At 60.8% G+C, this 13,089-nt stretch carries 11 protein-coding genes; all 11 read left to right on the forward strand.

Going from position 1 to position 13,089, the window contains the following annotated elements; translation table 11 throughout:
- Positions 1-44 precede the first annotated feature (44 nt).
- The 11 genes from RS887_RS12300 (at position 45) to RS887_RS12350 (ending at position 12,963) form a co-directional block, all read left to right on the forward strand.
- Positions 45-1,544 carry an NAD(P)H-hydrate dehydratase gene (locus RS887_RS12300; RefSeq protein ID WP_322615605.1) on the forward strand — a complete coding sequence of 500 codons (1,500 nt, stop codon included), beginning with the start codon at positions 45-47 and terminating at the stop codon, positions 1,542-1,544.
- Positions 1,532-2,002 carry a tRNA (adenosine(37)-N6)-threonylcarbamoyltransferase complex ATPase subunit type 1 TsaE gene (gene tsaE / locus RS887_RS12305; protein ID WP_322615606.1) on the forward strand — a complete coding sequence of 157 codons (471 nt, stop codon included), beginning with the start codon at positions 1,532-1,534 and terminating at the stop codon, positions 2,000-2,002. Before RS887_RS12300 ends, tsaE begins: the two co-directional genes overlap by 13 nt.
- The gene (locus tag RS887_RS12310; RefSeq protein WP_416339958.1) at positions 2,003-3,433 is read left to right on the forward strand and encodes an N-acetylmuramoyl-L-alanine amidase; all 1,431 of its coding nucleotides are present in this window, start codon (positions 2,003-2,005) and stop codon (positions 3,431-3,433) included.
- Positions 3,430-5,340 (forward strand): DNA mismatch repair endonuclease MutL, encoded by a 1,911-nt coding sequence (gene mutL, locus RS887_RS12315; protein ID WP_416339959.1) that lies wholly within the window; start codon positions 3,430-3,432, stop codon positions 5,338-5,340. The genes RS887_RS12310 and mutL overlap by 4 nt, the downstream gene beginning before the upstream one ends.
- A complete protein-coding gene (miaA, locus tag RS887_RS12320) occupies positions 5,340-6,311 on the forward strand; it encodes a tRNA (adenosine(37)-N6)-dimethylallyltransferase MiaA (protein ID WP_322615607.1) in 972 nt (323 codons plus the stop codon). Before mutL ends, miaA begins: the two co-directional genes overlap by 1 nt.
- A gap of 94 nt (positions 6,312-6,405) precedes the next feature.
- Entirely contained in the window at positions 6,406-6,666 is a 261-nt protein-coding gene (hfq, locus tag RS887_RS12325) for an RNA chaperone Hfq (protein ID WP_008016896.1), read from the forward strand.
- Positions 6,667-6,678: 12 nt separating this feature from the next.
- Positions 6,679-7,980 carry a ribosome rescue GTPase HflX gene (gene hflX / locus RS887_RS12330; RefSeq protein WP_322615608.1) on the forward strand — a complete coding sequence of 434 codons (1,302 nt, stop codon included), beginning with the start codon at positions 6,679-6,681 and terminating at the stop codon, positions 7,978-7,980.
- Positions 7,981-8,076: 96 nt separating this feature from the next.
- Positions 8,077-9,249: an FtsH protease activity modulator HflK gene (gene hflK, locus RS887_RS12335; protein ID WP_322615609.1), complete on the forward strand. Its 1,173-nt coding sequence runs from the start codon at positions 8,077-8,079 to the stop codon at positions 9,247-9,249.
- Entirely contained in the window at positions 9,249-10,118 is an 870-nt protein-coding gene (gene hflC, locus RS887_RS12340) for a protease modulator HflC (RefSeq protein WP_007973264.1), read from the forward strand. Before hflK ends, hflC begins: the two co-directional genes overlap by 1 nt.
- Before the next feature lie 310 nt (positions 10,119-10,428).
- Positions 10,429-11,616, forward strand: coding sequence for an ATP phosphoribosyltransferase regulatory subunit (locus tag RS887_RS12345; protein ID WP_322615610.1), 1,188 nt, complete (start codon positions 10,429-10,431; stop codon positions 11,614-11,616).
- Positions 11,617-11,670: 54 nt separating this feature from the next.
- Positions 11,671-12,963, forward strand: coding sequence for an adenylosuccinate synthase (locus RS887_RS12350; RefSeq protein WP_322615611.1), 1,293 nt, complete (start codon positions 11,671-11,673; stop codon positions 12,961-12,963).
- Positions 12,964-13,089 lie beyond the last annotated feature (126 nt).

Raw genomic sequence — 13,089 nt, forward strand, 5'->3', positions numbered from 1 at the left:
CTGAGGTGCGTATAATTCTGCCAGACATCGGAGCCCGAAGACGCATGCCACAGACGAAAGATGAATTACCCGACGCGCTGTACGGTGCCGCACAGGTGCGTGCGCTCGATGCGCGGCTGATTGCCGCGGGCACGCCGGGCTTCGAATTGATGCAGCGCGCAGCCCGCGCAGCGTGGCGGGCGCTGGTACGGCAATGGCCGTCGGCGAATGAACTGACCGTGCTCACCGGGCATGGCAACAACGCTGGCGACGGTTATCTGGTGGCCGTGCTGGCACGGCGTGCCGGGTGGCAGGTGCGCGTGTTGGCGGTCGGTGATCCGCAGCGCTTGCAGGGCGATGCCGCGCTGGCTCATACCGAGGCGCTGGCTGAAGGTGTCGCGGTGCAGGGCTGGAGCGGCCAGAGCGAGTTGCGTGGTGTTGTCCTCGATGCCTTGCTCGGCACCGGCCTGAGCGGCGAAGTGCGCGAGCCTTACTCTGCTGCCATTAAAGCGATCAATGCCAGCGGCCTGCCGGTGACGGCGGTCGATATTCCTTCCGGACTGTGTGCCGACACCGGGCGAGAATTGGGTGTCGCGGTGCGTGCCGATCTCACGGTGACTTTCATCGGGCTGAAAGCGGGTCTGTTCACGGGCGACGCAGCGGATCACGTCGGCGAGCTGGTGTTCAACGATCTGCAGGCCACGGCTGAAACATACAGTGATATTCCTGTTCGCGCCCAACGTCTCAACGCAGCTAATCTTCCGCGCCCGGCGGCTCGCCCACCGACGTCCCACAAGGGGCGTTTCGGGCATGTGCTGTTGATCGGTGGCGATCATGGCCTTGGCGGAGCGATCCTGCTCAGCACCGAAAGCGCATTGCGCAGCGGCGCTGGAATGGTTTCGCTGGCAACCCGCCCCGAGCATGTGCCAGCGGCGTTGAGCCGAGTGCCGGAAGCCATGGCGCTCGGCACTTCGTCGGCCAATCAGTTGATGGGGCTGTTGGAGAAAGTCTCGGTGCTGGTGGTCGGTCCAGGCCTAGGGCAGGCCGGTTGGGGGCGTTCATTGTTGTCGGCCGCCGCCAATGCGCCATTGCCGCAAGTGTGGGATGCCGACGCATTGAACCTGCTGGCAGGCGGTTTCGTCCGCTTACCCAAGGATTGCGTGATCACTCCGCATCCGGGCGAAGCGGCGCGCTTGCTGGGGGTCAGCACTGCCGAAGTGCAGGCCGATCGCCTGGCCGCAGCGATGGCGTTGAGCAAGAAATACTCGGCAGTGGTGGTGCTGAAAGGTGCCGGTAGCCTGATCGCCCATCCCGACGGACGTCTGGCGCTGTGTCATCAGGGGCATCCGGCGATGGCCACTGCCGGTTTGGGCGATGTACTGGCCGGTTTGCTCGGTGCATTGCTGGCCCAGGGCATGGGCCCATACGACGCGGCCTGCCTGGCGGTCTGGCTGCACGCCAATGCCGGTGAGCAACAAGGAAAATTCGGCCGTGGGCTGGCGGCCAGTGATCTGATTCCAGCCATTCGTCAGTTGTTGGAGGAGCAAGCACCGTGTCTGAAGTAACCCTGTACCTGGCCGATGAGCAGGCCATGAGCGACTTTGGCGCACGCATTGCCCGAATCACCCAAGGCCATGGCCTGATCTTCCTCGAGGGTAACCTGGGGATGGGCAAAACCACGTTGTCCCGAGGCATCATTCGCGGTCTGGGGCATGCCGGGGCTGTGAAAAGCCCGACCTTCACCCTGGTCGAACCCTACGAAATCGACGACATTCGCGCCTTCCATTTCGATTTGTACCGGCTGGTCGATCCGGAAGAACTGGAGTTCCTCGGTATCCGCGACTACTTCGAAGACGATGCCCTGTGTCTGATCGAGTGGCCCGACAAAGGTGCAGGCTTTTTGCCAAAGCCTGACCTGACCATTACCATTAGCCCGCAAGACAGCGGGCGTTCGCTGAAAATTTTATCCCAGGGCTCGCGTGGCGAGGCCTGGTGTGCCGCTTTGGCATTGGAATCCAAATAGATGATGGGGTTAGGTATGCGCTTTCGCGCGTTGGTGGCTGCCGTAGGGGTGTTGTTTTTGGCGGTAACCGTCGACGCTGTGGCCGATTCGAAGGTCAACAGTGTCCGTCTGTGGCGGGCACCGGACAACACACGACTGGTGTTTGACCTGACCGGCCCGGTGCAACACAGCGTCTTTACCCTGACGGCTCCGGATCGCCTGGTCATCGACATCAATGGCGCGACCCTCGGTGCGCCACTCAACGTCAACACCTCGAACACCCCGATTACCGCCATGCGCTCGGCTCAACGCACGCCGACCGACCTGCGGGTGGTCATCGACCTGAAAAAGGCCGTGACACCGAAAAGCTTCTCCCTGGCGCCGAACGCCCAGTACGGCAACCGGTTGGTGGTCGATCTGTTCGATAACGCCGCAGATGCCGCGCCTCCTCCAACACCAACACCATCGGTCGCCACGGTGCCTGCCGTGCCGGTCACGCCTGCGGAACCTGCAATCAAGCTACCGCCGGCCCCGGCCGGCAAGCGCGACATCGTTGTGGTGATCGACGCCGGACACGGGGGTGAAGACCCGGGTGCTTCGGGTTCTCGCGGTCAACGCGAGAAAGACGTGGTGTTGCAGATCGCCCGCGAATTGCAGCGCCAGATCAACGGCATGAAAGGTTTCCGCGCCGAACTGACCCGTACCGGCGACTACTTCATCCCGTTGCGCGGCCGTACCGAAATTGCCCGCAAGAAAGGCGCGGACCTGTTCGTCTCGATCCACGCCGACGCCGCGCCTTCTGCCGCCGCTTTCGGCGCCTCGGTATTTGCCCTGTCTGATCGCGGTGCCACTTCGGAGACGGCCCGCTGGCTGGCCGACAGCGAAAACCGTTCCGACCTGATTGGTGGTGCCGGCAACGTCAGCCTCGATGACAAGGACCGCATGCTCGCCGGCGTGCTGCTTGACCTGTCGATGACGGCATCCCTGACGTCCAGCCTGAACGTTGGCCAGAAGGTGCTGAGCAACATTGGCCGGGTGACGCCTCTGCACAAGCAACGGGTCGAACAGGCCGGGTTCATGGTGCTGAAGTCGCCGGATATTCCGTCGATCCTGGTGGAAACCGGGTTTATCTCCAACGCCAACGAAGCCTCGAAGCTTGCCGCATCGAACCACCAGCAGGCGCTGGCGCGATCGATCAGCAGCGGCGTGCGCCAGTTCTTCCAGCAGAACCCGCCACCGGGCACTTACATTGCCTGGCTGCGCGACTCCGGCAAGATTGTGCAAGGTCCACGTGACCACCGCGTCAACCCGGGCGAGACCCTGGCGATGATCGCTGTGCGCTATCAGGTGTCGCCCGCGACCCTGCGCAGCGCCAACAACCTGTCGAGCGATGAGCTCAAGATCGGTCAGCACCTGACTATTCCGGGCACTGAATTGGCGGCCAAAGAATGAATCAGGTCGTGAACGGTGGAGCTCGAATCGAGCTGCTCAGCCCGCGACTGGCGAACCAGATTGCAGCGGGTGAGGTGGTCGAACGCCCGGCTTCGGTGATCAAGGAGCTGTTGGAAAACAGCCTCGACTCCGGCGCCAGGCGTATCGATGTCGATGTGGAGCAGGGCGGCGTCAAGCTGCTGCGGGTGCGCGACGATGGCAGCGGCATTTCCGCCGATGACCTGCCGCTGGCGCTGGCCCGTCACGCCACCAGCAAGATCCGCAACCTGGAAGACCTCGAGCAGGTCATGAGCCTGGGCTTTCGCGGTGAGGCGCTGGCGTCGATCAGTTCCGTTGCGCGATTAACCCTGACGTCGCGCACCCGCGATGCCGACCAGGCCTGGCAGGTCGAAACCGAAGGCCGGGACATGGCGCCCCGCGTACAACCCGCGGCCCACCCGGTGGGCACGTCGGTTGAAGTGCGCGACCTGTTCTTCAATACGCCAGCGCGGCGCAAGTTTCTCAAAAGCGAAAAAACCGAATTCGATCACCTGCAGGAAGTGATCCGGCGCCTGGCCCTGGCGCGCTTCGATGTGGCCTTCCATCTGCGCCACAACGGCAAGACCATCCTCAGCCTGCACGAGGCCCATGATGATGCGGCCCGTGCCCGGCGCGTGGCGGCGATCTGTGGGCCGGGATTCCTGGAGCAGGCATTGCCGATCGAAATCGAGCGCAACGGCCTGCACCTATGGGGCTGGGTCGGCTTGCCGACCTTCAACCGCAGCCAGGCCGATTTGCAGTATTTCTTCGTCAATGGCCGTGCTGTACGCGACAAACTGGTGGCCCACGCCGTGCGCCAGGCCTATCGCGACGTGCTGTTCAACGGTCGGCACCCGACCTTTGTACTGTTTTTCGAAGTTGACCCGACTGGTGTCGACGTCAACGTGCACCCGACCAAGCACGAAGTGCGCTTCCGTGAAGGACGCATGGTCCACGATTTCCTCTATGGCACCTTGCACCGCGCCTTGGGCGATGTACGGCCCGACGATCATCTGGCGGCGCCGGTTGCCACGGCCATCGTCCGGCCTACCGGCCTCGAAGCCGGTGAATTCGGGCCCCAGGGCGAAATGCGCCTGGCCGCCAATGCGCTGCTGGAGCAGCCTCAGGCTCAGCCGTCATTCAATACGCCAGCGGGTTCGGGTTCTGGCGCGGGTTATCAGTATCAATACACGTCGCGTCCGCAGTCCGGTGTGCCTGTCGCCGAGGCGCAGGCCGCCTATCGCGAGTTTTTTGCGCCGCTGCCCGAGGCCAATGCCGTCGCGCTACCGGCCGGGCAGGACGACATCCCGCCGTTGGGTTATGCGCTGGCACAACTCAAGGGTATCTACATTCTTTCGGAAAACGCTCAAGGCCTGGTGCTGGTGGATATGCACGCCGCCCACGAGCGGATCATGTATGAGCGTTTGAAGGTGGCGATGGCCAGCGAAGGCCTGAGCGGCCAGCCATTGCTGGTGCCGGAGTCCCTGGCCGTCAGCCAGCGTGAAGCCGATTGCGCCGAGGAACACGTCGCCTGGTTCCAGCGGCTGGGCTTTGAATTGCAGCGCCTGGGCCCGGAAACCCTGGCGATCCGGCAGATTCCGGCACTGCTCAAGCAGGCCGAAGCCAACCGGCTGGTCGCCGACGTCCTGGCCGACTTGATGGAGTTCGGCACCAGCGACCGCATTCAGGCGCACCTGAATGAATTGCTCGGGACCATGGCCTGCCACGGTGCGGTTCGTGCGAATCGGCGTTTGGCCCTGCCGGAAATGAACGGTCTGCTGCGTGATATGGAAAACACCGAGCGCAGCGGTCAATGCAACCATGGCCGACCGACCTGGACCCAACTGGGCCTGGACGATCTGGACAAACTGTTCTTGCGCGGTCGTTGATGAACCAGTTCCCACCTGCGATTTTCCTGATGGGGCCGACCGCTGCCGGCAAGACCGACCTGGCCATCGAGCTCACCAAAGTCCTGCCTTGCGAGTTGATCAGCGTCGATTCGGCGCTGGTCTACCGTGGCATGGACATCGGCACCGCCAAGCCTTCCAAAGAGCTGCTGGCGCAATATCCGCATCGTCTGATCGATATTCTCGACCCGGCCGAGAGCTATTCGGCTGCGGATTTCCGCCGAGACGCCCTGCAAGCCATGGCCGATATCACCGCGCGCGGGAAAATTCCGCTGCTGGTGGGCGGCACAATGCTCTATTACAAGGCTTTGGTTGAAGGTCTGGCGGATATGCCGGCCGCCGATCCCGACGTCCGTGCGCAAATCGAAGAAGAGGCTGCACGCCTTGGCTGGCAAGCCTTGCACGAACAATTGGCGGTGATTGATCCGGAGTCTGCGGCGCGAATACATCCGAACGATCCCCAGCGGTTGAGTCGAGCACTGGAAGTTTATCGTGTCAGTGGTCAAAGCATGACCGCCCTGCGTTTGCGACAATCTGTGCAAAGTACCGAAGCAGCCGCTTCGGGACAGCAACAATTGCCCTATACTGTTGCGAACTTGGCCATTGCCCCGGCAAATCGCCAGGTACTGCACGAGCGAATTAAACAAAGATTCACTTTAATGTTGGAACAGGGATTCATTGACGAGGTCGTAGCCCTGCGTAATAGAAGTGACCTGCATGCCGGGTTGCCGTCTATACGTGCAGTAGGCTACCGCCAAGTCTGGGACTACCTGGATGGCAAGCTGACGTCAGCCGAGATGCAGGAGCGTGGAATCATTGCCACGCGCCAATTGGCGAAACGCCAGTTCACCTGGCTGCGCAGTTGGACTGATCTGCATTGGCTGGACAGTCTGGATTGCGACAATCTGCCGCGCGCCTTGAAATACCTCGGGACCATCTCCATATTGAGCTGAGTCCTTGCAATTGCCGTCTATCCTTGGGGGTGTGGCGGCCGAAGCCATCTGTTTACCTATTTTTTTATATAGAATCCTTAAAGGAGTGCGGCACATGTCAAAAGGGCATTCGCTACAAGACCCTTACTTGAATACTTTACGTAAAGAGAAAGTTGGGGTGTCCATCTACCTGGTCAACGGTATCAAACTGCAAGGCACGATCGAGTCCTTCGACCAGTTCGTAATCCTGCTGAAAAACACCGTCAGCCAGATGGTCTACAAACACGCGATCTCTACAGTGGTGCCGGTTCGTCCAATTCGTCTGCCTAGCGCAACCGAATCCGATGCAGGTGACACTGAGCCAGGTAACGCCTGATAGGAGTCTCCTTTGTTCTTTGAGCGCCACGGTGGTGGTGAACGAGCCATTCTCGTTCACTTGGATGGTCAGGACCCTGAGGCGCGCGAAGATCCGCAGGAGTTTCAGGAGTTGGCAATTTCGGCTGGCGCCGAGACCGTCGCGTTTTTCAACGTGCCGCGTAATCGGCCAACCGCCAAATACCTGATTGGCAGCGGCAAGGTCGAGGAGTTGCGCGACCTGGTCAAAGCCGAACAGGTAGATCTGGTGATTTTCAATCACATCCTCACGCCCAGTCAGGAACGTAACCTCGAACGTGTTTTCGAGTGTCGCGTGATCGACCGCACGGGGCTGATTCTCGATATTTTCGCCCAACGCGCCCGCACCCATGAAGGCAAGCTCCAGGTCGAGCTGGCCCAGCTTGAGCACATGAGTACGCGGCTGGTTCGCGGCTGGACTCACCTTGAACGGCAGAAAGGCGGTATCGGCCTGCGCGGTCCCGGTGAAACCCAGCTGGAAACCGACCGGCGCCTGTTGCGAATTCGCCTGCGGCAGATCAAGGGGCGCCTGGAAAAGGTCCGCAGCCAACGCGAGCAATCGCGCCGCGGCCGCAAACGGGCTGACATTCCGACGGTTTCGCTGGTGGGTTATACCAACGCCGGCAAATCGACGCTGTTCAACTCGGTGACCGATTCCGACGTTTTCGCCGCTGACCAGCTCTTCGCTACCCTCGACCCGACGCTACGCCGACTCGAGCTCGAGGATCTCGGGCCGATCGTGCTGGCAGACACCGTGGGCTTTATTCGTCACTTGCCGCACAAACTGGTTGAAGCATTTCGGGCTACGCTCGAAGAGTCGAGCAACTCCGACCTGTTGCTGCATGTGATCGACTCCCATGAACCCGAGCGCATGGCCCAGATTGAACAGGTCATGGTGGTGCTCGGAGAGATCGGGGCTCAAGACTTGCCGATCCTGGAGGTCTATAACAAACTCGATTTGCTCGAGGGCGTGGAGCCGCAGATCCAGCGCGATGCCGATGGCAAGCCGCAGCGGGTCTGGCTTTCGGCGAAAGACGGTACGGGGCTGGACTTGCTCAAGCAGGCCGTGGCCGAGTTGCTTGGCGATGAATTGTTTGTTGGCACCTTGCGATTGCCGAACCGGTTTGCTCGACTGCGTGCGCAGTTTTTCGAACTCGGTGCGGTACAGAAAGAAGAACACGATGACGAAGGCATCAGTTTACTGGCCGTTCGTTTGCCACGGGCCGAATTGAATCGGCTGGTGAGCCGCGAAGGTTTGCAACCGATGGAATTCATCGAGCAACACACTTTGCAATAAAAGCCTGAGAAAGCGGTTGTGTCGTGGTGACAGGCATTCTGTAGCATTGGTCGGCGCGCCGTGGGTGCGTCTTTGCTTTATCAGATGGAGAGCGCTATGGCTTGGAATGAGCCGGGTGGCAACTCGAATAATCAGGATCCTTGGGGTGGCAAGCGTCGTAACAACGGCGACCGCAAGGGACCACCGGATCTCGACGAGGCCTTCCGAAAGCTGCAGGAAAGCCTGAACGGTTTGTTCGGTGGTGGTAAGAAACGTGGTGGCGACGACGGCGGTGGTCCGGGCAAGAGTGGCGGCTTTGGCGGCCTGCTCGGCATCGGTCTGGTCGTGCTGGCCGCCGTTTGGCTGTACAGCGCGGTTTATGTCGTCGACGAGCAGGAGCAAGCCGTGGTGCTGCGCTTCGGCAAGTACTACGAAACCGTGGGGCCGGGCCTGAATATCTACTTCCCGCCGATCGACAGGAAGTACATGGAAAACGTCACGCGTGAGCGTGCCTACACCAAGCAGGGCCAGATGCTGACCGAAGACGAGAACATCGTCGAAGTGCCACTGACCGTGCAGTACAGGATCAGCAACCTGCAGGACTTCGTGCTGAGCGTCGATCAGCCGGAAATCAGCCTGCAGCACGCGACCGACAGCGCCTTGCGCCATGTGGTGGGTTCCACCGCAATGGACCAGGTGCTGACTGAAGGTCGTGAATTGATGGCCAGCGAAATCAAGGAGCGTCTGCAACGCTTCATGGACACCTACCGCACCGGTATCACCGTTACCCAGGTCAACGTTCAGAGCGCAGCGGCACCGCGTGAAGTCCAGGAAGCCTTCGATGACGTGATCCGTGCCCGGGAAGACGAGCAGCGTTCGCGCAACCAGGCCGAAACCTATGCCAACGGCGTCGTGCCGGAAGCTCGTGGTCAGGCCCAGCGCATCCTTGAGGATGCCAACGGTTACCGTGACGAAACCGTCTCGCGCGCCAAGGGTGAGGCCGATCGCTTCACCAAACTGGTCGCCGAGTACCGCAAGGCTCCTGAAGTCACCCGCCAGCGTCTGTACCTGGACACCATGCAGGAAGTCTTCAGCAACACCAGCAAGGTTCTCGTGACCGGCAACAAGAATGGCCAGAACAACCTGTTGTATCTGCCGCTGGACAAGATGGTCGAAAGTGGTCGCAGCACCAGCACTCCGATGAGCAGTGCGGCAGCCATCAGCAATGAAGCGAATACGCGTGCGGCAGCAGATCCGCAGCAGCAAGCACGTACCAGGGAGAGTCGCTGATGAGCAATAAATCGCTGATCGCCCTTATTGTCGGCGTCGTCGTGGCGATCGCTGCCTGGAACTGCTTCTACATCGTGGCTCAGACCGAGCGTGCGGTGTTGCTGCAGTTCGGTCGCGTGGTCCAGACCGATGTTCAGCCAGGCCTGCATGTGAAAGTGCCTTACGTTAACCAGGTGCGTAAATTCGACGCACGTCTGATGACGCTGGATGCACCGACACAACGTTTCCTGACGCTGGAAAAGAAAGCCGTGATGGTCGATGCCTACGCCAAGTGGCGCGTGAAGGACGCGGAGCGTTACTACACCGCGACTTCCGGCCTCAAGCAGATCGCCGACGAGCGTCTGTCCCGTCGTCTGGAGTCGGGCCTGCGTGACCAGTTCGGTAAGCGCACGTTGCACGAAGTGGTCTCCGGTGAGCGTGATGCGCTGATGGCGGACATTACTGCTTCGCTGAACAAGATGGCTGAAAAAGAACTGGGCATCGAAGTTGTCGATGTTCGGGTCAAGACCATCGACCTGCCGAAAGAAGTGAACCGCAGCGTGTTCGAGCGTATGAGCACCGAGCGTGAGCGTGAAGCTCGCGAGCACCGCGCCAAGGGTAACGAGCTGGCCGAAGGCATCCGTGCCGACGCCGATCGCCAACGCCGCGTGCTGCTGGCCGAAGCCTATCGTGAATCCGAAGAGGTTCGCGGTGACGGCGATGCCCAGGCTGCTGCGATCTACTCCAAGGCCTACGGTCAGGATCAGGAGTTCTACGCGTTCTACCGTAGCCTGCGCGCCTACCGTGAAAGCTTCGCGAACAAATCCGACGTCATGGTCCTCGACCCAAGCAGTGACTTCTTCCACTACCTGGAAAAAGCCAAGCCTTGATACGGCGTTGACCTGAATCCTCCCGCCGAGCGGCTAAAACCTCTGGCGGGGTGATCCTTTGGGAAAACGTGTGTATGATGCGGCAGCCGGGAAATTCCCGGCTTTTTTGCGTCTGCATGTTTGATTGCTGTTTTTAAGCGGACGCCGGGCCGACTGGCTCGACAGTTTTTCGAGGAAAGTGGTTGGCGAAGCCGGTAGAAGGGCTTTTCGCTCCGTCGCTCATGCGCGTGGATTGTGCATAAGCTGATCATTTTCTGCTTCACTCAAGGCTCGCCGACAGGCTGGTCGCCCGGATATAGGGGAAGGCGTAATGGCAACGGTAGACCGCTGGCTTCTGCCAGATGGCATCGAAGAAGTACTGCCACCGGAAGCGGCGCGTATTGAAGTCGCGCGTCGTCAGGTGTTGGATCTGTTCCAGAGCTGGGGTTACGAGTTTGTCGTGACACCCCATATCGAGTACCTGGAATCCCTGCTGACCGGCGCGGGCCAGGACCTGGATCTGCGGACCTTCAAGGTCATCGACCCGCAATCGGGCCGGCAAATGGGCTTCCGTGCCGACATCACGCCGCAAGTGGCGCGCATCGATGCGCACACCCTGCGCCGTGAAGGTCCGAACCGCCTGTGCTATGCCGGCAGTGTGCTGCATGCCCAGCCACGCGCCTTGTCGACTTCGCGCAGCCCGATTCAGTTGGGCGCCGAGTTGTACGGCGATGCCAGCCCGAGCAGCGACGTCGAAGTCATCAGCCTGATGCTGGCCATGCTGCAGCTGGCCGATGTGCCGGATGTGCATATGGACCTCGGCCATGTCGGCATCTATCGCGGCCTGGCCCGCGCCGCCGGTTTGTCCGGTGAAGTTGAACAGCAGTTGTTTGATGCATTGCAACGTAAAGCCATCGACGAGGTCATTACCTTGACCGAAGGCTTGCCGGCGGATCTGGCTGGCATGTTGCGCGCGTTGGTCGACCTGTGTGGCGGCCGTGAAGTGCTGGCTGCGGCCCGTGAGCGTCTGGCCAAGGCACCGGCTCAGGTGATGGCGGCGCTGGACGACTTGCTGGCGATCGCCGAGCGGCTGTCCGTGCGGTTCCCTGAGCTGCCACTGTATTTCGACCTGGGTGAGCTGCGCGGTTACCACTACCACACCGGTGTGGTGTTCGCCGTGTTCGTACCGGGTGTTGGCCAGTCCATTGCCCAGGGCGGTCGTTACGACGACATCGGCGCCGACTTCGGTCGCGCCCGTCCGGCAACCGGCTTTTCCACCGATTTGAAAACCCTGGTGACCCTGGGGCGTGCTGAGATCGAGCTACCGTCTGGCGGTATCTGGATGCCTGACAGTACGGATGCAGCACTCTGGCAGCAGGTTTGCCAGTTGCGCAGTGAGGGTCAGCGTGTCGTTCAGGCCTTGCCTGGACAACCATTGGCCGCCGCCCGTGAAGCGGACTGCGACCGGCAATTGATTCAGCAGAACGGGCTTTGGCAAGTATCGCCACTGGCTTCTTGAGTTTTCCCGCCGGCTGCCGCCGGCACCAAGTTTGCGCGAATGAGGACAAGTGTTATGGGTAAGAATGTCGTAGTCCTGGGCACCCAATGGGGTGATGAGGGCAAAGGCAAGATCGTTGATCTGCTGACCGAACATGCTGCCGCCGTAGTGCGCTACCAAGGTGGCCACAACGCTGGCCACACCTTGGTGATCGACGGTGAAAAGACTGTCTTGCACCTGATTCCGTCGGGCGTGCTGCGCGAAGGCGTGCAGTGCCTGATCGGCAACGGCGTGGTGGTTGCACCTGACGCCCTGATGCGTGAAATCGTCAAGCTGGAAGAGAAAGGCGTACCGGTGCGCGAGCGCCTGCGTATCAGCCCTTCCTGCCCGCTGATCCTGTCCTATCACGTAGCGCTGGACCAGGCTCGTGAAAAGGCCCGTGGCGAGCTGAAGATCGGCACCACCGGTCGCGGCATCGGCCCGGCGTACGAAGACAAGGTTGCACGTCGCGGCCTGCGCATCGGCGACCTGTTCCACCGCGAGCGTTTCGCCGCCAAACTGGGCGAGTTGCTGGATTACCACAACTTCGTACTGGTCAATTACTACAAAGAGCCAGCCATCGATTTCCAGAAGACTCTGGACGAGTGCATGGAATACGCCGAGCTGCTCAAGCCGATGATGCTGGACGTCACTGCCGAGCTGCACAACCTGCGTCGCGCCGGCAAAGACATCATGTTCGAAGGCGCCCAGGGCTCCCTGCTGGACATCGACCACGGTACCTACCCGTACGTCACCAGCTCCAACACCACCGCTGGCGGTATCGCTACCGGTTCGGGTGTTGGCCCGATGTTCCTGGATTACATCCTCGGCATCACCAAGGCCTACACCACCCGTGTTGGCTCGGGTCCGTTCCCGACTGAGCTGTTCGACGACGTGGGTGCATTCTTGGCCAAGCGTGGCCACGAGTTCGGTGCGACCACCGGCCGTGCCCGTCGTTGCGGCTGGTTCGATGCCGTCATCCTGCGCCGCGCCATCGACGTCAACAGCATCTCCGGCCTGTGCCTGACCAAGCTCGACGTACTGGACGGCCTGGAAGCCATCAACATCTGCGTTGGCTACAAGAACGCTGACGGTGCAGTGATCGACGCACCGACCGATGCCGACAGCTACATCGGCCTGGAGCCAGTGTACGAAGAGATGCCGGGCTGGAAAGAGTCCACCCTGGGTGCCAAGACCCTGGAAGAGCTGCCACAGGCTGCGCGCAACTACATCAAGCGCGTCGAAGAGTTGGTCGGTGCGCCGATCGACATTATTTCGACGGGCCCGGACCGCAACGAAACCATCGTTCTGCGTCACCCGTTTGCTTGATAAGTCGTTGATGTAAAACACAAAGGCCCCTTAATCGGGGCCTTTGTCGTTTATGCCTGTCGAACGGCATGACCTTTGCTGTGAACATTAAAAAAGCATTGCTTCCGGCGTGCTATCAATTTAATG

The sequence above is a fragment of the Pseudomonas sp. BIC9C genome (assembly GCF_034541995.1).
GTDB lineage: Bacteria > Pseudomonadota > Gammaproteobacteria > Pseudomonadales > Pseudomonadaceae > Aquipseudomonas > Aquipseudomonas fluorescens_CC.